This window comes from Neoalteromonas arenosi, from assembly GCF_030362855.1.
Lineage (GTDB): Bacteria > Pseudomonadota > Gammaproteobacteria > Enterobacterales > Alteromonadaceae > Alteromonas_E > Alteromonas_E arenosi.
The window spans coordinates 867328-886160 of record NZ_JAUCBP010000007.1 but is presented as its reverse complement, the minus strand read 5'-3'; the positions used below and the strand labels follow the sequence as shown (position 1 = coordinate 886160).

General features: G+C 46.3%; 17 protein-coding genes. 7 read left to right on the top strand and 10 right to left on the bottom strand.

Annotated elements, in window-relative coordinates; all coding sequences use genetic code 11:
- Nucleotides 1–65 precede the first annotated feature (65 nt).
- The 3 genes from QTP81_RS10300 to pabB all read right to left on the bottom strand — a co-directional run bounded on the left by QTP81_RS10300 (nt 66) and on the right by pabB (nt 3517).
- A complete protein-coding gene (locus QTP81_RS10300; protein WP_289365283.1) occupies nt 66–1439 on the bottom strand; it encodes an L-serine ammonia-lyase in 1374 nt (457 codons plus the stop codon).
- A 129-nt stretch (nt 1440–1568) separates the two neighbouring features.
- Nucleotides 1569–2144 carry a CoA pyrophosphatase gene (locus QTP81_RS10295; RefSeq protein WP_289365280.1) on the bottom strand — a complete coding sequence of 192 codons (576 nt, stop codon included), beginning with the start codon at nt 2142–2144 and terminating at the stop codon, nt 1569–1571.
- On the bottom strand, nt 2141–3517 hold the full coding sequence (gene pabB, locus QTP81_RS10290) for an aminodeoxychorismate synthase component I (protein WP_289365279.1): 1377 nt from the start codon (nt 3515–3517) through the stop codon (nt 2141–2143). The genes QTP81_RS10295 and pabB overlap by 4 nt, the downstream gene beginning before the upstream one ends.
- A 115-nt stretch (nt 3518–3632) precedes the next feature.
- Here pabB and QTP81_RS10285 point away from each other — a divergent pair, with 115 nt between their 5' ends.
- From QTP81_RS10285 to QTP81_RS10265, 5 genes are all read left to right on the top strand, one after another.
- Nucleotides 3633–5162, top strand: coding sequence for a fumarate hydratase (locus QTP81_RS10285; protein WP_289365277.1), 1530 nt, complete (start codon nt 3633–3635; stop codon nt 5160–5162).
- A 45-nt stretch (nt 5163–5207) separates the two neighbouring features.
- Complete coding sequence (locus QTP81_RS10280; protein ID WP_289365275.1) at nt 5208–6635, top strand: DNA recombination protein RmuC; 1428 nt, start codon at nt 5208–5210, stop codon at nt 6633–6635.
- Between the two features lie 72 nt (nt 6636–6707).
- Nucleotides 6708–7898 carry a hypothetical protein gene (locus QTP81_RS10275; RefSeq protein ID WP_289365274.1) on the top strand — a complete coding sequence of 397 codons (1191 nt, stop codon included), beginning with the start codon at nt 6708–6710 and terminating at the stop codon, nt 7896–7898.
- Entirely contained in the window at nt 7898–8314 is a 417-nt protein-coding gene (locus QTP81_RS10270) for a hypothetical protein (protein ID WP_289365272.1), read from the top strand. The genes QTP81_RS10275 and QTP81_RS10270 overlap by 1 nt, the downstream gene beginning before the upstream one ends.
- A 35-nt stretch (nt 8315–8349) precedes the next feature.
- Complete coding sequence (locus QTP81_RS10265; protein ID WP_289365271.1) at nt 8350–9063, top strand: SOS response-associated peptidase family protein; 714 nt, start codon at nt 8350–8352, stop codon at nt 9061–9063.
- Here QTP81_RS10265 and QTP81_RS10260 read toward each other — a convergent pair.
- The 7 genes from QTP81_RS10260 to cysK all read right to left on the bottom strand — a co-directional run bounded on the left by QTP81_RS10260 (nt 9060) and on the right by cysK (nt 16618).
- The gene (locus QTP81_RS10260; RefSeq protein WP_434532979.1) at nt 9060–10253 is read right to left on the bottom strand and encodes an ABC transporter permease; all 1194 of its coding nucleotides are present in this window, start codon (nt 10251–10253) and stop codon (nt 9060–9062) included. The genes QTP81_RS10265 and QTP81_RS10260 overlap by 4 nt on opposite strands.
- 40 nt (nt 10254–10293) lie before the next feature.
- Nucleotides 10294–11604 (bottom strand): ABC transporter permease, encoded by a 1311-nt coding sequence (locus QTP81_RS10255; protein ID WP_289365270.1) that lies wholly within the window; start codon nt 11602–11604, stop codon nt 10294–10296.
- A gap of 17 nt (nt 11605–11621) precedes the next feature.
- Nucleotides 11622–12323, bottom strand: a complete 702-nt coding sequence (locus tag QTP81_RS10250; protein ID WP_289365269.1) for an ABC transporter ATP-binding protein — start codon at nt 12321–12323, stop codon at nt 11622–11624.
- Between the two features lie 25 nt (nt 12324–12348).
- Complete coding sequence (locus tag QTP81_RS10245) at nt 12349–13647, bottom strand: efflux RND transporter periplasmic adaptor subunit (RefSeq protein ID WP_289365268.1); 1299 nt, start codon at nt 13645–13647, stop codon at nt 12349–12351.
- A 159-nt stretch (nt 13648–13806) separates the two neighbouring features.
- Nucleotides 13807–14982 (bottom strand): hydroxymethylglutaryl-CoA reductase, encoded by a 1176-nt coding sequence (locus QTP81_RS10240; protein ID WP_289365266.1) that lies wholly within the window; start codon nt 14980–14982, stop codon nt 13807–13809.
- Between the two features lie 96 nt (nt 14983–15078).
- Nucleotides 15079–15534 (bottom strand): hypothetical protein, encoded by a 456-nt coding sequence (locus QTP81_RS10235; RefSeq protein ID WP_289365265.1) that lies wholly within the window; start codon nt 15532–15534, stop codon nt 15079–15081.
- A gap of 118 nt (nt 15535–15652) precedes the next feature.
- Nucleotides 15653–16618, bottom strand: a complete 966-nt coding sequence (gene cysK, locus QTP81_RS10230) for a cysteine synthase A (protein ID WP_289365264.1) — start codon at nt 16616–16618, stop codon at nt 15653–15655.
- 188 nt (nt 16619–16806) lie between these two features.
- Here cysK and QTP81_RS10225 point away from each other — a divergent pair, with 188 nt between their 5' ends.
- Together QTP81_RS10225 and QTP81_RS10220 are read left to right on the top strand one after the other, a co-directional pair.
- Nucleotides 16807–17643, top strand: coding sequence for an AAA family ATPase (locus QTP81_RS10225; protein WP_289365263.1), 837 nt, complete (start codon nt 16807–16809; stop codon nt 17641–17643).
- Nucleotides 17643–18824, top strand: coding sequence for a vWA domain-containing protein (locus QTP81_RS10220; protein ID WP_289365262.1), 1182 nt, complete (start codon nt 17643–17645; stop codon nt 18822–18824). Before QTP81_RS10225 ends, QTP81_RS10220 begins: the two co-directional genes overlap by 1 nt.
- Nucleotides 18825–18833: the final 9 nt, after the last annotated feature.

Genomic DNA, 18833 nt, shown 5'->3' with positions numbered 1-18833 from the left:
AAATGATGATTAGTCTAGCGCGGTTTGGACGTAAGTTTCATCTTAAATATAGGTAATGTATTCGTTTAACACTCAATGATATTAACCGCCAAACCACCGCGCGCAGTTTCTTTGTATTTGGTTTTCATATCATTGCCAGTATCGCGCATTGTTTTAATCACTTTATCCAGCGACACTTTATGCTCGCCCGTTCCTCGAACCGCTAACCTCGATGCATTAATGGCTTTTATCGCACCCATAGCATTGCGCTCGATACAGGGCACTTGGACCAAGCCGCCAACTGGATCACAGGTTAATCCAAGGTTGTGCTCCATACCGATTTCCGCCGCATTTTCGACCGCACTGACTGAGCCACCCAGTATTTCGGTTAACGCACCAGCTGCCATAGAGCAAGCAACGCCAACTTCACCTTGGCAGCCAACCTCTGCACCAGAGATCGACGCATTCTTCTTATACAATATACCTATAGCCGCAGCAGTGAGTAAAAAGCGGGTTGCCGTTTCGTCGTCAACGGGCTGGACAAACTTATCGTAGTAACTCAACACTGCAGGCAGGATCCCGGCCGCACCGTTAGTCGGAGCGGTAACCACACGACCGCCAGCGGCGTTTTCTTCATTTACCGCCAGGGCAAACAAATTGACCCAGTCCATAGCTTGCATTGGGTCGGCCGATTTCTCATTTTTGAGGCGACGATATAGCGCTGGGGCACGCCTGACTACTTTAAGTCCACCAGGTAAAATGCCTTCGGTTTCGATGCCGCGCTTGATACAGGCCTGCATTACCTGCCAAATATTGGCTAACGCTTCCTGTACCGCTTCTTTTGACATATGGACCATTTCATTGCGCCACATAAGAGAGCTGATAGAGATACCGTTATCCTTTGCTTGCTGAATAAGCTCAGCGGCAGTACTAAACGGATAGGGCACAGGTTTTTCATGCAAATCTATTGCATCTTGCTTAGCGTTAACAAACTCTTCTTCGGTAACAATAAAACCGCCGCCTATGCTGTAGTAGGTTTGTTCAAATAGTAGAGAATCGCCGTTAAATGCTCGCAAAGTCATAGCGTTAGCGTGCAGAGGTAGGGTTTTACGACGATGAAATACAATCGCGCCTTCACTCGGGAAAGCAATCGAATGTGAATCGTTAACTGGCAAACGTTCCGTGCGCTCTACATTCTGTAACATTGGCTCGATGGCTTCTACGGGAATGGATTCCGGTGCGTAGCCATGAAGTCCCAAGATAACGGCCTTTCCGGTACCGTGGCCTTTTCCTGTTTGTCCAAGAGAGCCAAAGAGTTCGGTGACAATGCGGTCGACACTCGCCAGTATTTTTTGGTCTTCAAGTGTTGCAATAAATTGCTGGGCTGCACGCATGGGCCCGACTGTATGTGAACTTGAGGGACCGATACCAATACTGAACATATCGAATACGCTGATCATAGGGTGTCTCTTATGGTTATATTAATCGCCGCTATTATGCTCGCAATCATAGCTGTCACAAATTAAAAAACCTAATTACATGGATTAGGTCTGTTAATCGAATGTAAAGAAAAGTTGCTGAAACTGTGGTCAATCAGCGTGAATGTGATTGGCTAGCGTACGCAAGATAGCGGCAGTAGCTCCCCAAATATAAGTATCTTCGAACGGAATGAAGTATATAGGATGCCGATAGTTTTGCCGTTCAATCCAATGGATAAAGTGATTTTGCTTATCCAACGCATAGTTCAACGGCACTTCAAATGCGTCTTCTACTTCATTTTTATCCAAGTGTAGGGGTAAGTCTGGCTTTACAAAGCCTAATACGGGAACCATCGCGTAACCTGATATGGTTCGATACGCAGGTAGCTGACCTATGACATCAACATGCGCTCGGCAAATGCCAATTTCTTCCTCGGTTTCACGCAGTGCAGCTTCAACAGCGTCAGCATCTGACGCTTCCTGTCGACCGCCGGGAAAACTAATTTGTCCGGGATGGTGACGCAAGTGCAATGCCCGCCGCGTTAGCAAAATCTGTAATCCTTGCTCGCGATTGACAAGTGGAACTAGCACTCCGGCAGGCTTGCCTGCTACGCGCAATGGATAGTCTGCTTCAGACGCGACTTGTCTGACATGATGAAGGCGAGCTAAGAACTCTGCTTCTGTCATGCTAATACCGGTAGAATTTTATTCACCTTATCAAGGCTCTCTTGATACTCTGATTCTGCATCAGAGTCTAACACAATACCGCCGCCAGCCCAGCAATGGAGCCGGTTACTCTCTGCCAGTAATGTGCGAATACAAATACTTGTATCCATATCATTTTGGATACCAACATAACCAATACTGCCGCAGTAAATTGAGCGAGGCTGACTTTCTAATTCGTCAATAATTTGCATGGCGCGAACTTTTGGGGCACCGGTTATTGAGCCGCCAGGGAAGGCATCGCGCAACAAGGCGAAGGGGTCAGAATTTGCATTTAACTGACCTGTTACCGTCGATACCAGATGATGCACCGCCGCGTAACTTTCCAGCGCAAACGGTTTAGGTACCAAAACGGAATTGGGTTGACAGTGCTTGCTGATGTCATTGCGGAGTAAGTCAACGATCATCAGGTTTTCAGCGCGATCTTTAGGAGAGGCCAATAATTCTTCGGCCAAGGCTTGATCATTGGCGCTATCAACACTGCGAGGACGCGTACCTTTGATTGGTTTGGTTTCAACTTGACCATCTTTGACCGCTAAAAAACGTTCTGGCGAGATGCTTAGAATACACGCCTTCGGTAAACGCATAAAGGCTGAAAATGGGGCTTTGTTGGCGTCGCGCAGTTGCTTATAGGCTTGCCATTCATCACCTGTGTAATGCGCAGCAAAGTGTTGAGCAAAGTTGACTTGATAACAATCACCTGCAATTAAGTAGTCATGGATCCGCGCAATGCATTCAACATAGTTTTTTTTGCTACAACTGTTTTGCCATTTAGAGGTTAGCGCAAAGTCAGCTTTACAATCACCTGAGCTCAGTTTGATATCCTGTTCCTGTTGATCAGTCAGGTGACAGTCGTAGAGGGTGTGGGTTTTTCGGTCCAAGATAAGTGAGCGGGTGTACAGACCCAACGCCATCCGCGGTGTGCTGGTATGTTCCTTAAAAGGAGACGGCAAGTGTTCAAAGTGTCGACCTAAGTCATAGCTAAACATGCCCGCAATACCCGCTAAAAATGGCAGACTTGTGTTATCTGGCTGTTCAATCTCAGAGATTGATTCAACAAACGAGCGGTGAATGTCACGCGCAATAGCGATAGGATCGCCAGAGTGTTCCACTACTGCACCGGTTACAACATCGGTAACGCGTGTCGAATTGGGGAAAGCCTCGATGGTTTTACTCGGGGAATGCAAAAGAATATCGAACTGATTATCGGCTTCACGTTCACCGGCGCTATCGAATAATAGCGCCCATGGTTGCCCCGCGTACTGGGCAAAAAGGGTTAATACATCGACTGGTTGTGCTGCTCTAATAGGGCTGATTACGAAAGCTTTTTTTTGCATTTTGTACTTAAGTCTTAGATCGGATGTAGTGCATTCTCACCGCGCAGGGTAGTATACTGTTTGTTGCACAAATCACTACACTATTTTGTAGCAAGCCATTTGTTATGAGGACCACATGACCGTTATTCGTCAACAAGATTTCATTGATAGCATCGAAGATGCGTTACAGTTTATTTCATATTATCACCCATTAGATTACGTAAAGGCAGTTGAAAAGGCTTATTTACGTGAAGAAAGCCAAGCAGCAAAAGACGCAATGGCGCAAATTCTGATCAATTCTAGAATGTCTGCCGAAGGTAAGCGTCCATTGTGTCAAGATACGGGCATTGTCACCTGTTTCGTCAAGATCGGAATGGGCGCAAGTTGGGATAAAACCGATATGACCGTGCAAGAAATGGTCGATGAAGGTACACGTCGCGCTTATCTAAATCCAGATAATCCTTTGCGTGCATCAATCGTTGCCGACCCTGCTGGTACGCGCAAAAACACAAAAGATAACACGCCCGCGGTTGTCCACATTGATACTGTGCCAGGTGACAAAATTGAAGTCATGATTGCTGCTAAAGGTGGTGGCTCAGAAAACAAATCGAAGATGGTTATGTTAAACCCCAGCGACGATATTGCTGAGTGGGTCGTGAAAACGTTGCCGACTATGGGAGCGGGTTGGTGCCCACCGGGAATGTTGGGTATAGGTATTGGTGGTACTGCCGAAAAAGCAGCCGTATTGGCGAAAGAAAGTTTGATGGATCCGGTTGATATCCAAGAATTGATCGACCGTGGTCCAGAGACAACCGAAGAAAAGTTACGCGTTGATATCTACAACAAAGTAAATAAATTGGGTATCGGGGCTCAAGGTTTGGGCGGTTTGACGACGGTGGTCGACGTCAAGATCAAATCAATGCCAACGCATGCGGCGTCTAAACCTGTCGCTATGATCCCAAATTGTGCCGCGACTCGTCATGCGCATTTTTATTTGGATGGTTCAGGCCCAGCGGAGCTAAAAGCACCAAAACTCGAAGAGTGGCCAGAAGTCACTTGGGAAGTCGGGGAGAGCACGCGCCGAGTGAATCTCGACACATTGACCAAAGACGATATTAAAGAGTGGAAGGTTGGTGAAACCGTGTTGCTGTCAGGTAAAATGCTGACCGGTCGAGACGCAGCACATAAACGTATTCAAACGATGATGGACAGCGGTGAAGGCCTTCCTGATGGCGTTGATCTTACAAATAAATTCATTTACTACGTGGGGCCGGTTGACGCGGTGGGCGATGAAGTTGTTGGTCCTGCTGGTCCAACAACGGCTACACGTATGGATAAGTTTACCGATATGATGCTCGAGAAAACTGGACTCATTGGCATGATTGGTAAAGCCGAGCGCGGACCAGCTACAGTCGACAGTATTGCAAAACATCAGTCAGTTTACTTAATGGCTGTCGGTGGTGCGGCCTATTTAGTATCGAAAGCTATCAAAAAATCACGTGTGGTAGCGTTCGAAGATCTCGGAATGGAAGCCATTTACGAATTTGAAGTGGAAGATATGCCCGTGACTGTCGCGGTAGACAGTACCGGCAGCAATGCTCACGAAACGGGCCCTGCAATCTGGAAAGCAAAAATTGCCGAATTAGATGCAGAGCTAAGCAAGTAAACGTCAACAGGCGAGCATAGCTCGCCTTCTTTTTAAGGGAACTGTGTGTTCGAAGTCACAACTACCGCACAACTATGGGTTGTCATTGGGGCTGGCGTTGCAGCCGCTATCTTGTTTGTCGTTTTGCTATTAAAACTTCAGTCTCGTAAACGCGATAATGATTATTTAAATCAACAGCTCGTTCAGTTACACGAAACGCATGCACAAACCGAAGCACTGCACAAACGTGCGGCTCAAGATCTACAGGATGCACAGCGCGAGGTGATTGAGTTACGTCAACAGGTATTGCAAGCTGCCGATATCGCTGTGCAGCGCGATTTGTTGCGCAACGAACTCGATACTGAGAGACGTCAAAACGCTCAGCAATTGGCCCAATATGAAGCGCGCATTGCCACGTTGAATGCCAATGAAAAAGCCGCGGCGGAAAAGCTTCAGTTGCTGCAAGATGCTGAGCAAAAAATGCAAACCCAATTTGAGAATTTAGCCAATCGTATTTTCGAGCAGAAAAGTGCATCCTTTGTTAAGGCGAATCAAACCGGTTTAGATGGTTTATTGTCGCCGCTAAAAGAGCAAATCGAAGGGTTTAAAAAGCAAGTGGCGGATGCCTACATTCGCGAAGGACAAGAGCGAGCTTCACTGAAAACCGAAATCCTTGGGTTAAAGGAGCTGAATCAGCGTATTACCGCTGAAGCGTCCGCGCTAACCAGCGCGTTGAAGGGCGATAATAAACAGCAGGGTAACTGGGGCGAGGTGGTACTCGAGCGAATTTTAGAGCAATCGGGTTTGCGAGAGGGACACGAGTTTACAACTCAAGCTTCATTGCGTTCAGAAGAGGGGCGTCAGTTACAGCCAGATATTGTGGTGCATCTGCCCAATGAAAAAGATGTCGTAATTGATTCAAAAGTTTCACTGATTGGTTATGAGGGCTATCACGCGTCTGACGATGAGCAGAAACAAGCAGAGTGTCTGCGTCAGCATGTACAGTCAATTCGCACACATATCAAAGGCTTGGGTAAAAAGGACTATCAAAAGCTCCAAGGATTGCGCAGCTTAGATTACGTGCTTATGTTTATTCCGATTGAGCCCGCTTTTTTGTTAGCGGTAGAACACGATCCAGACATCGTTAATTTTGCTTTGTCGAATAACATTATGTTGGTTAGTCCAACGAATTTACTCGTGGCGCTGCGCACAATTAACAATATTTGGCAGTACGAATACCAAAACCAAAATGCCCAACTTATTGCCGAGCGGGCCGCTAAGCTGTATGACAAATTTACCGGTTTCGTCACTGATATGGAAAAACTGGGTAAGTCTTTAGATACCACGGCGAAAACTTATGATGCCGCACTCAATAAACTCAGTAGCGGAAAAGGCAATTTAGTGCGTCAGGTAGAACAATTTAAAACCATGGGTGTACAGCCTAGCAAACAATTGCCGAAGCATCTAATCAGTGATGACAGTGCAGATGAATAGCCAGCGAGACGCTAAACTCGCATAATCGCAATTCTCTGTTAAGCTTAATTCAATGCTGATTTGAGAGTGCTTATGCAGAGGTTAAAATTAGTACTTGCCGGGATACTATTCGCTAGCAGTACGACAATTGCGGCTGACGACAGCAACAATTTTGACGTTTCGGGTTTTGCCCGAGTTGTCGCCGGCTATCTTGATGAATCCAAGGCCAGTTATGAAGGTTATGACGATAGTCTGAGTCTGTCGGAACAATCTTTGTTAGGCGTTCAAGCAGAATATTCGTTTAACGAGCAGCTATCGGTAGCCGCACAGCTATTGGCACATTCAGGCGACAGTAGAGATTCTGGCGTTGAGTGGTTGTATTTGCGTTATGAGCCGAGCCCAAACTGGCGTTTTAAGTTAGGGAGGTTGCGGACACCAATTTTTCAATATAGTGATATCCTAGACGTGGGTTTTGCCTACCCCTGGATAACTCCACCTCAACAGATCTATAGCGCGTATTTGTTTTCTAACTATGAAGGTGCGACAGCTACCTATAGACAGTATTACTCGGGTTTTAATTTCGATTTTGAAGTGTTCTTAGGGATGTTTGATGAAACTGAGAATTATGCCGGTCTAATAGTTCCAGTCAAAGCTGATCCCTTGGCTGGTTTTGTATTTAAATCAAGACATGATGCAGTGCAATTGCATGCGTCATATATTCGTACCAATGATTTTTCTACTGTTGTTGCCGAATTCGATCAATTCGCAAATATATTGAGAAGTGCGGGCTTTCAAGAGTCAGCCGATTCTTTGGCGTTAAAAGGCCGAGTTGAGGTTATGTTGGGTGGCTTAAACTACGATTCTGTCGACTATTTTGCTTCAACCGAATGGATGCGCATTTCCTCAGATGTGCTGTTAGTGCCGAAAACAGATAGCTTCTATGTAACGGTAGGTGCGAACCTTGCACCTTTCCAAGTGCATTTTACTTATGCCAGCTCTTCTGCTGAATACGATACGATTGAAAACGAAGTGCCACTTGGTATTAACCCTCAACTGGATGCATTGCATTTTCAGTACGATACTTTTATCGATAATTTGCCGTTGGATACGTTGGATTCTGCTACAGTCGGTGTTCGCTATGATCTTAACTCTAGTGTTGCTTTAAAAGCGGATGTGTCTTGGTTGGACACAAAGCCAGACGAGCGTGGTTTCTTCGTCATAAATGATGCAAGTTTTGATCGTGAGGCAGTACTCTATCAAATTGCCGTCGAGTGGGTGTTTTAATGCGTATTTTTGCGGCTCTTGTCATGCAAGCGTTGTTAGCTGTATCTGCTAACGCTGACACCCAGAATATCGTAGTCATTACGCATCAAAAACATGCTGGCATTGAACTAACCCGTAATGAAATAAAAAATTTATTTATGGGGGGCGTGAGTACCCAACAGCTCGAGCCATTAGCACTAAAGCCCGGTGCTGATGCTCGGTTAATTTTCAATACCAAGATCCTTGGTTTAACCGAATCGCGAGTACAATCCTATTGGGCGCAAATGCACTTTAGTGGTCGCAACAAACCGCCCCAAGAGTTTGAAACGGTTGAAGCATTACTGGCTTATATCCAGAAAAACCCCAATGCAGTAGGTTATCTTCCTGCTGAGATAGAATTATCGGATGATTTTGTAGTTATTTACGCTACGCAATAAACGCGTTAGGGTGTAGCGCATGTAATAGCAAGCCTGTGTTTACCTCTATGTGTGGACGCCTTAACGTATTAGATGACACCTCAGTATTCGAACTTTGTGAGCAACTAGGACTTGACTTGAGGGCGCATCAAAATGTGCACCAAGGACGCTTTATTCGCGCTACCCAAACGGTCGAAATATTAATTAACGATGAAAAAGGCCTTCGCAGAGTGCCCGCAACGTGGTGGTTGTTACTCGATAAGTGTGTGGGTGAAGACAATGTAGTTGGTTTTAAACCGTCTAGGTACACGTCATTTAATACCCGTTATGACAAACTCAATGTACCGCGCAGCGCTGGTTACCAAAGTTATCGAAAACAACGTTGTGTGGTACTAGTGAAGGGGTTTGGCGAGAGTCAAAAAGTAGCCGACGGCACGATGCAGTATACCGACTTTCTGGCCGAACCGGATAAGTGCATTGCACTTGGTGGTTTGTATCGAGTATGGCAGCCCGGTAGCGTATATAGTTTTTCAATTATTACCACGCCAGCGCACCCTAAAATTGCGTCATATCATCAAAAAGCCAGCCCGTTAATGCTTAACCAAGATGATGATACCTTGCACCAGTGGCTTGATTATCGCGAGACCAATACACAATTGTTTGACCCATTGTTAACGCCTCGCTTACCGCAAAATATAATTGCGCAACCGATTGATAAACCCAGTTTATACAATGCGATTGCGCCAAGTGTGCTGATACCGCGCGATTAAAGCGTGCGTGTTGCTGTGGCTGGTGCAATATTCGCGGCGCGACGTGCAGGCCCTAACACAGCAATTTGTCCAACAATAAGTAAACTGATAACACCAATTGGGATGTACATCCAATCAAGCGGCGTTAAGTTGAACCAATTTACCAATAACATGTTTAAGCCAATGGTTAAGCCGGTTCCGAGCACAAGACCCACAGTACTTATCATACCGTTTTCAAGCATGAAATAGCGCATGACACTTGCTTGGCTAGCTCCCAGCGCTCGCTTCGTACCAATTTGCTTAATGCGTTTTTGTACACTGAAGCTCGCTAAACCAACAATACCCAGAGCGGTAATTAGGGTTAAACATACAATCACGGTTAACAGTATTTTGATCATGGCATTGTGTTGTCGGTAGCTGCGATCACGTGTGGCGGTTAGCGTATCCATATTACGGATGATGCGTCCGGACGTGCGCGCAGCTAACATCTCTTCGACTATCGGCATTAACCGATCGCGCTCTCCATCTTCGGTACGGATTAAATAACGCGTGGAATTAAACGCCATATTTTCCGGTGATAGCATAGAGTGCTCAAGGTTATTCCAGCCGACCCAAGGAGCCTGTAACTGATCAATTACACCGATGATAGTCATGGGCTCATCGTTGCCTATGTAAACCGTTTGGCCAACCGCGGCATCGACGTTGTCAAAAATCGTTAACGCGAGTGCTTCGGTGATAATCACTGTTTCTGGCCAGTCCGGCTGAGCCGCTTGGCGCCAGCGAATCTCATTAGCTGTGAAGTTGCGACCTGCAATAAGATCTAGGTCGAGTGTCTCCAAGCCATGTTCATCAACCATATAGACGGCGGTACCAGTACCTTCGACATCGGGGCCTGCTTCAGTCGCCAATGACATCGACCAACCGCCACCACTGATAGGGATGGCGTTTAGCTGAATAGCATCTACCACACCTGGAATGGCACGGATCGCCAGCAAATCTTCAGTGACAGTGTTCTGTGCATTAAAATCACTGGTGTAGCCTGTGCTGGTGAGGTAAAACGTGTTTTGCTCATCTAAGCCACTGGCGCGCTGCATCATTTTGTCGCGCTCAACCACAATCGAAATACTGTTGAGCACGATCGTCATGGTGACAGCTATTTGAATAGCGATAAGCAATGCGCCCACTTTATTGCGCATCAGTGCACGCCACATGGGGCCAAGTTCTAAATAGGATAAATTCACGAGAGGCTCCTTAACTTTTAAGCTGTGCTGCTGGTGCAACTGCACAGGCACGCCAAGTGGGGTAGAGTCCGGCTAGAATGCTGCTAATAAGCGCCAGAACAAATGCAAAACCAACCATAGTTAAATCGAGTTTCACGAGGTTTTGCATAAAATCGCCATACAACAATTTAATGCCTTCCAAGCCGGCGAGGGATAAAACTAAGCCCAAGACACCGCCCAATAAACCTATGCATGCAGTTTCAACGATATGTTGATAGAAAATATCTTGTTTTGACGCACCAATAGCACGACGGAGCGCTATTTCAGGGGCTTTACGGCTAAATTTAGACAGGAGTAACCCAACCGTATTCACCAAACATACGAATAAGAACATAAAGGCGACCCAGAGCATGATCTGTGCATCGTCAGCCACAACTTCTTCGTATTCGAGCCATTCCATTACATTCGACAAACGATTGTTCAATGGTCGTTCAAAGCGCCCGAGTTCCTTTTGCTGTTCAACATAACCATTGAGAAATGTCATATAAGCATTTTTGTCGGCTTCGCTAGGAAGTTCAGCCCAAAATTGATAGTTAACACATTCAGAGTTTAAAAATGCCTCAAAGCCTTCGCCTTCCGGTGACTTCCAACAATTGGTATTACCGCCGTTGCTTAGCTGGAGTTCTTGCTTCATGTAGAAGGGCATGTAAACGTCTTCGGTATCATTAAATGCGCCAGTGGTCACATCGTAGAACTTCGGTACGGGTTGCCACGTGTCCATTACGCCAACCACTTGGAACTCTGTGGCCGCGATTTGAATTGAGCGTCCGACTGAGTTTTCGCCACCAAACACGCGATCATTAATCTCCTTTGATAGCACAACAACCGGGCGACGCGCTTGATCTTCAGCGTCAGTCCAACCTGAGCCGTAAAGAAAGGGGGTGTCGAACATGGCAAAGAAATCTGCAAAGTTTAGGCGGATACTGGCCATAAATGGACGTACATCGGCGTCATTAGGTTCAATAACTGCACCAGAGCTCGCGGATGCTGTTTGTCTAAATGCAGCGCCAGCGGCCATTAAGTTGGTTGCATCACGCCACGTAATTTGATCGGGCGGATCGTTTGGTTCGCGCGCCGGTTCGTGCGGGCTCCAACTATCGAGTTGCACGTAGTACAGTTGGTCACTTTTGTGCGGGATCGGATTGGATGACATTAAATAGTTTACCGTCACGACCGAAACGCTCGCACCAATGCCTAAGGCTATGGCGACAACCATAAGCAAACTTAAAATGTAGTTCTTTTTGATACTGGCAAAACCAAGCCGTAAGTAATAACCAAACATGATCGATACTCCGGACACTACACTGCGATTTTATCGGTGACGACTAGTTCAGGCGTGGTTTCGCTGACTTTGCCATCACGCACGAAAATGTTGCGCTGGGTTTGAGCTGCTAACTCTGGATCGTGGGTTACCATGACAATGGTCGTACCGTTTTGATTGATTTCTGTTAGCAAGGCCATTACTGAGTGAGCCATCTTAGTATCCAAGTTACCGGTGGGCTCATCGGCAAGCAGAAACCTCGGTTCTCCAGCAAGTGCTCGCGCAATCGCGACTCGTTGTTGCTGACCGCCGGATAGTTGTGAGGGCAGGTGTTGCATTCGCTTAGCTAATCCTACACGCTCTAGGCTTTGTTCAATTCGGCGTTTGCGTTCTTGGGCGTTAAAGCCGCGGTAGCGCAAAGGAACATCAACATTGTCATAGAGGTTTAGATCTGGGATCAGATTAAAGTTCTGAAAAATAAAACCAATTTTTTCATTGCGTACTTTACTGCGTTGTTTGTCATTGAGCGCACTGACATTTTGCCCATCGAGGGTGTAGGTACCTTGGTTAAAGGTCTCAAGTAACCCGGCAATATTTAAAAACGTCGTTTTACCTGAACCTGACGGCCCTGTTACGGCAACAAAGTCACCTTCGTTTACTTGTAGATTAAATTCGCGTAGCGCGTGAGTCTGTACATTGTCGGTAACATATGTTTTTGTGAGCGATTGCATCGTAAGCATGAGCGTTCCTTGTATTTTGTTGCTGTTATTGGGTAATGAGCACGGCGTCAGCGCCGTCAAACTGATCAGTAGATGAAATGATGATTTGATCACCTTCGTTTAATCCATCGATGATTTCGACGGCTGATAAGCTCCGAGCGCCGGTGCGAATAGCGGTGCGTTGCGCAGTGTTGTCAGTGATCACGTACGCGAATCTACCAGCGGCTGTTTCGAGGAATTGTCCGCGTTGTACGAGCAATACATTCGGCTTATTTTCCATCAATATACGCGTGGTAAGGCGCTGGTTCTGGCGTAATCCTAGCGGTTTGTTTACTGGATTTCCCGCGTCATCAGTGGCGGCGAATCGCACCCGACCGGTAACTTGATTGTTTTCGATTTCAGGCGAAATAGTTACCAGTTGCGCAGGATGCGACACGCCATTAATCGATACGCTAGCTAGCATGCCAATCGCGAGGTCGTCGGCGTAACTTTCGGGAATATCGACTTCAAGCTCAAACTCAGAGAGGTCGACTACACTGAGTAAAACTTGGTTCTCGATGACCTGATTTTTCTGCTCTACGGCAAGATTGCCGATAATGCCATTCACTGGCGAGATCACTTGTAACTCATTCACTTGACGTTGTAAGTCACTGACGAGTAAACGTTGGCGCTCCACTTGCAGCTCGCGGCTACGGATCTCAAAGGCTAAACTCTCAGCATCCAACTCGGCGTCTTTAACCGCATGTTCATAGACGAGTTGGGCATTTTGTAGATCGTCTTGCGCCTTCTCAAAATCAATCGAGCTTATAGACTGACTCTCAAAAGCTTTGTCAGCACGACGTTTCTCTCGATCTGCAGCAATCAATGCAACATTGGCTATATCAACCGCTTTTTGATTTTCCAGCATTGCCTTTTTGGCACTGATGCGTTGACGGGCGAGGGCGGTTTCATTTTCTTCTAAAACCGCTTGTTCTTGACTTAGACGGTTATCGAGCTCTGGACTGTCAATGACCGCAATAACCTGACCGACACTAACGTCGTCACCGGCTTCAACCTTTAGTGTAACTGTGCCTGATGCAGGGCTATAGACTGTCGGGCTGACTGCAGCTACCACGCGCCCCTGGACTGATAGATCGCGTTGCAGATCACCGCGAGTGACAGTGGCAATGCGTAAACGCTCAAAGGGAACTGATGCGCCTGATGTGCTCCAAGCCTGTACTGAAGGCGCTGCGTAATAAAACAAACCAAGCGTCAGAATCACAGCGGCTGTTATGATTACGGCTTTATTGGGTTTGGCGCGTTTAACCAGAACTTCGTCCTGTGCGCTGGTATCTTCTATCTTCATTGTAGTGATCACCTGAAATAACAATCACTGCATAAGTCGAAGCTGATAGAGGAAAAGTTTAAACCGGTTGAAAATAAATTTAATAAAAATGCTGGCGTATATCGCGAGAGCACAAAAAAGCCGGCGAAACGCCGGCTTAAAATGAACGTTGCACAGGCTTTAGCTGCGGTTACGACCGTACTTGTCGTGACTTGATACCCAGTGGCCGGCAATTACTGCGCAAGCGAGTGAAATATCACCCGCAAGCACAGTGGCGGCGACTATCTCAGCCAGTTTGTTGGCTTTACCTTTACCCACGCAGCCTAGAAGTTCTAGACACTCTCTTTGCGTTGGTAGACCTGTACCACCGCCGTAGGTTGCACAAATCAATGAAGGTAAAGTAACGGCCATATAGAAATCGCCATTATCCAGCAGTTCATGCGAGAGTAAACCTGCATGTGACTCTACAACGTTAGCTTCGTCTTGACCGGTCGCAATAAATAGTGAAGCGATACCATTAGCACTGTGTGGACCATTGTACGCAGCACCGGCCATCATCGCACCGGTGTTCGCTAGCACCGAAGCTTTGGCGAGGGTTTTCGTATCAACCTTCATCACGCGTTCAAGTACTTCTTTTTTCAACACGATCTCTGCGATCACGCGCTTGCCACGACTGTGAAGTACGTTTAAGTGGCTGTGTTTCTTATCGGTATCCATGTTACCGGAAAGCAGATATAAACACTTGCCAGGGTAGGTGGCTTTAATCCACTCACAAGCAGCAAGAGTTGCTTTACCTACCATGTTTTGACCAGCCGCATCGCCTGTGGTGTAGTTAAATCGCAAGTAACGCACACGGGCGACAGACCATTGGTGAATATGCATCAACTTACCAACACTTGTGGTGCTTTCAGCGGCCGCTGCAATACCTTCCATGTTGTCGTCAACCCATTGACCAAATTCACGTGCTTCGCGTGCGTCAGAGAAAATAAACGCTGGCGCACGTTGCATGAACTGTTCTACTACCGTGGTTTTAACACCGCCACACTCATTGATGACGCGCATACCACGGCTGTAACTGGCAACTAATGTACCTTCAGTAGTTGCTAATGGCACGTAAAACAGACCGTTGGCGTGTTCACCGTTGATCTGTACGGGACCTGCAACACCTACTGGCATTTGCACTACACCGATAAAGTTTTCGATGTTACCCGGTAGCGTATCGGTACCAATTGAGTATTGTCCCGTGTGGGTCAAATCGGCGCCGGTTTTCGCTTTTAAAAACTCACGTCGTTTGCCTGCCCATTCATCCGAATAATCATTATCGGGGCTGCGGGGGATACGAAAATCGTCGCTCATTGATTGCTCCTAATTGCACGATGTTAATTAAATGTTAAGTTTGCACCTTTCTGGCATAAATACAAGTCGCTGGCGGTTATAAAAAACAAACCAACGTCAATAGGGATAAACTTCAACCTTATCGACTTTCCAATCGCCGCTTTCTTTAACTAGTGATACTTTGCGTAATTCGATGATTTTGTCTTCATCATAAAAACCGGTGAACAACAGAGTGAGCTGGGCTTTATCAGCAAACTCTGTTCGACCAACAGTGTCACCACTGTCGGGACTTATTTCGACTTCGTCGTATAGTTGGCTAATAACATAGCGTTGAACGTTGCGGTTAGTGTGGTAATTGTTGAGTAGGCGAGCCATGCGTTCGGAGCTGAGTTCGAGGGCCTCATCAAGGCTATCTTCGTGATAGATAACCTGCATAAATCTAACGGCAGTATACTCAGGCGTGTTTTCGGCCATCATGCCGTATTTGCCAACACCTTGGCCGTCTTTTACATCGCTACAGGCAGTTGTTAATAGAACGAGTAACAGCAATCCCGCGCTAAACCAATGTTTCATCAACAATTCTCAGTACAATAACTTCCAACTCCTATTGTAGACACAAAAAAAGGAAGGTGTCAGCCTTCCTTTTAAAAAATACGTTAATGACGCGTATTTAGCGAAAAAATAGTGCCTATTATTGTACTTCTTCCGCATCGCTGAATTGGCCTGCAAACAGCGGGCTACTCAAGTAACGCTCAGTACCACTGGCTAGCAGCACAACAACGATCTTGTCTTTATTCTCAGGTCTTTCAGCGTAGCGCTTCGCTGCTACTACTGCCGCGCCAGAAGAAATACCGGCCAAGATACCTTCTTCTTGCATGAGCTTGTGGGCCATTTCCATGCACTCTTCATTAGAGACTTGCTCAACTTCATCGATAAGGTCTAAATCGAGGTTACCTGGGATAAAGCCTGCTCCGATACCTTGGATCTTATGTGGTCCAGGTGTTAGTTCTTCACCGGCTTTCGCCTGAGTGATTACAGGCGAATCTGTTGGCTCAACCGCTACCGATGTAATCGCTTTGCCCTTGGTGTTTTTGATATAACGGCTAACACCCGTGATTGTGCCGCCAGTTCCAACGCCGGCAACGAATGCATCAATTGCGCCATCCGTATCTGCCCAAATTTCAGGCCCCGTGGTTTTTTCATGGATCTCTGGGTTGGCAGGGTTGTCGAACTGTTGCAGTAATACGTATTTATCGGGATTTGAATCAACGATCTCTTGGGCAGCCGCAACAGCGCCTTTCATACCTTTAGGCGCTTCGGTGAGTACCAGGTTTGCACCAAGCGCTTTGAGTAGCTTACGACGTTCAAGAGACATACTGCTTGGCATAGTTAGCGTTAGTTTGTAACCGCGTGATGCAGCCACAAAAGCTAAGGCGATACCAGTGTTACCACTGGTTGCTTCGATCAATTCTTTGTCTTTGGTTAATACACCGCGCTTTTCAGCATCCCAAATCATGTTAGCACCAATACGGCACTTAACACTGAAACTTGGGTTACGAGCTTCGATTTTGGCGTAGACGTTGCCGCTGGTAACGCGGTTTAATTTCACTAGGGGAGTATTACCAATAGCTAAAGAATTATCGTCATAGACTTTCATGGATTTACCTTTTGTTCTGTCTTATCTGTCGGTGTATTAACGGATATCCACGATAAAAGTGAACAAGCCATTAACACTTTGCGTAACATAATAACCATATGATTGGTATGATGGCCAAAAATCCTACGGGCTTTTTTGCTATAAGATATAGAAAATTCAAAAAAACTGAAGTAACTAAGAGGCACTCAATGGCATTCACCGGTACCCAAGATTATATTGCAACCAAGGAGCTACAATTGGCGGTTAACGCCGCGATCACTTTGGAAAAGCCGCTGTTAGTAAAAGGCGAGCCTGGTACCGGAAAAACCATGTTAGCTGAACAACTCGCAGCGAGTTTAGGCACAGACTTGATCCAATGGCACATTAAGTCAACCACGAAAGCCCAACAAGGCTTGTACGAGTACGATGCGGTATCGCGATTGCGGGATTCGCAACTGGGCGATGAGAAAGTACACGATATTAAAAACTACATTGTGCAAGGCAAGCTTTGGCAGGCGTTTACAGCTGACAAGCGCCCGGTGCTTTTAATCGATGAAATTGACAAAGCCGATATTGAATTTCCTAACGATTTGTTGCTCGAACTCGATAAAATGGAATTCTTCGTTTATGAGACTCAGGAGTTGGTCAAAGCGACGCAACGTCCCATTGTGATCATCACTTCTAACAACGAAAAAGAGTTGCCGGATGCGTTTTTGCGTCGTTGTTTCTTCCATTACATTCAGTTCCCATCGGCTGATGAGATGCGCAGTATTATCAATGTGCATTACCCAGACATAAAACAGCGTTTAGTCGACGAAGCCTTGAAGGCCTTCTTTGATTTGCGTGAAGTGCCGGGATTAAAGAAAAAGCCTTCGACCTCGGAATTGCTCGACTGGTTAAAATTACTTGTCGCTGAAGATATCCCTGCAGAAACACTACACAACAAAGATGGCAAGACATCAATTCCTCCGCTGTATGGGGCTCTGCTTAAAAATGAACAGGATATTCACTTGTTCGAAAAACTGGTGTTTATGGCGCGCCGCTAGTGTTAGTCGATTTCTTTTTCACCCTCAAAAAGCATCGCCTTAACGTCAGTCTGCGCGAGCTGCTCGACCTTATTGGTGCGCTAGAGCAACATGTTGTGTATGCCGATCTCGACAGTTTTTACTATCTCGCCCGTATGATCATGGTTAAAGACGAAAGCCAATTTGATAAGTTCGACCGGGCTTTCGCCGAATACTTCAAAGGCGTTGAAAGTATCGATTTGTTTGAATCAAGTATTCCGCAAGATTGGTTAAATAATGCGATTAGCAAATATTTAAGCGACGAAGAAAAAGCCAAGATCCAAGCGCTCGGTGGTTTAGACAAATTGATGGAAACTCTGCAAGAGCGTCTAGCCGAGCAGGAGAAACGTCACCAAGGCGGTAACAAATGGATTGGTACCGGTGGTACTTCACCCTTTGGTGCAGAGGGTTACAACCCAGAGGGTATTCGTATTGGTCAAAAACAGAACCGTAACTTCTCGGCAGTCAAGATTTGGGAAAAACGCGAGTTCCAAAACTTCTCCAGTGACGTCGAACTGGGTACGCGTAACCTTAAAATGGCGCTCAGGAAACTGCGCAAGTTCGCGCGTACCGGAGCCAGCGAGGAATTGGACGTCAATGAAACGATTGGTGCTACAGCTAAAAATGGTGGACTGTTAGATATCCATATGACGCCGGAAAGACACAATGCCGTGAAGGTTTTAATGTTCTTTGACGTTGGTGGTTCCATGGACGCTTACATAAAACAGTGTCAGGAACTGTTCTCAGCAGTTCATTCAGAATTTAAGCACTTAGAATACTTTTACTTTCACAATTGCGTGTACGAAGACGTATGGAAAGACAATGCGCGGCGCGATAAAGAACGCATGAGTTTGTGGGAAATCATGCATAAATACGGCCGCGACTATAAAGTGATTTTTGTCGGTGATGCCACAATGGGGCCATACGAAATCACTTATCCTGGCGGCAGTATCGAACATTGGAATGAAGAGTCAGGTGCTGATTGGTTAACACGGTTAAACAACCATTTTAGTCATTGTATTTGGCTTAATCCGCAGGGTAAGCAGTATTGGGGCTATTACGCCTCCATTCAAATTCTGAAGGAGCTCATGTCGGATCGCATGTATCCATTGACCTTAGAAGGCCTGTCTGAGGGCATTAAAGCGCTAAGCCAAAAACAGTGAGTGATGGTC

Bases quoted from the DNA above. Each gene is read 5' to 3' on its own strand.
- QTP81_RS10260 (WP_434532979.1), bottom strand. From the start codon at position 10,253: ATGTGGCGTGCACTGATGCGCAATAAAGTGGGCGCATTGCTTATCGCT.
- QTP81_RS10295 (WP_289365280.1), bottom strand. From the start codon at position 2,144: ATGACAGAAGCAGAGTTCTTAGCTCGCCTTCATCATGTCAGACAAGTC.
- QTP81_RS10285 (WP_289365277.1), top strand. From the start codon at position 3,633: ATGACCGTTATTCGTCAACAAGATTTCATTGATAGCATCGAAGATGCG.
- cysK (WP_289365264.1), bottom strand. From the start codon at position 16,618: ATGAAAGTCTATGACGATAATTCTTTAGCTATTGGTAATACTCCCCTA.
- QTP81_RS10235 (WP_289365265.1), bottom strand. From the start codon at position 15,534: ATGAAACATTGGTTTAGCGCGGGATTGCTGTTACTCGTTCTATTAACA.
- pabB (WP_289365279.1), bottom strand. From the start codon at position 3,517: ATGCAAAAAAAAGCTTTCGTAATCAGCCCTATTAGAGCAGCACAACCA.
- QTP81_RS10240 (WP_289365266.1), bottom strand. From the start codon at position 14,982: ATGAGCGACGATTTTCGTATCCCCCGCAGCCCCGATAATGATTATTCG.
- QTP81_RS10255 (WP_289365270.1), bottom strand. From the start codon at position 11,604: ATGTTTGGTTATTACTTACGGCTTGGTTTTGCCAGTATCAAAAAGAAC.
- QTP81_RS10245 (WP_289365268.1), bottom strand. From the start codon at position 13,647: ATGAAGATAGAAGATACCAGCGCACAGGACGAAGTTCTGGTTAAACGC.
- QTP81_RS10225 (WP_289365263.1), top strand. From the start codon at position 16,807: ATGGCATTCACCGGTACCCAAGATTATATTGCAACCAAGGAGCTACAA.
- QTP81_RS10270 (WP_289365272.1), top strand. From the start codon at position 7,898: ATGCGTATTTTTGCGGCTCTTGTCATGCAAGCGTTGTTAGCTGTATCT.
- QTP81_RS10250 (WP_289365269.1), bottom strand. From the start codon at position 12,323: ATGCTTACGATGCAATCGCTCACAAAAACATATGTTACCGACAATGTA.
- QTP81_RS10275 (WP_289365274.1), top strand. From the start codon at position 6,708: ATGCAGAGGTTAAAATTAGTACTTGCCGGGATACTATTCGCTAGCAGT.
- QTP81_RS10300 (WP_289365283.1), bottom strand. From the start codon at position 1,439: ATGATCAGCGTATTCGATATGTTCAGTATTGGTATCGGTCCCTCAAGT.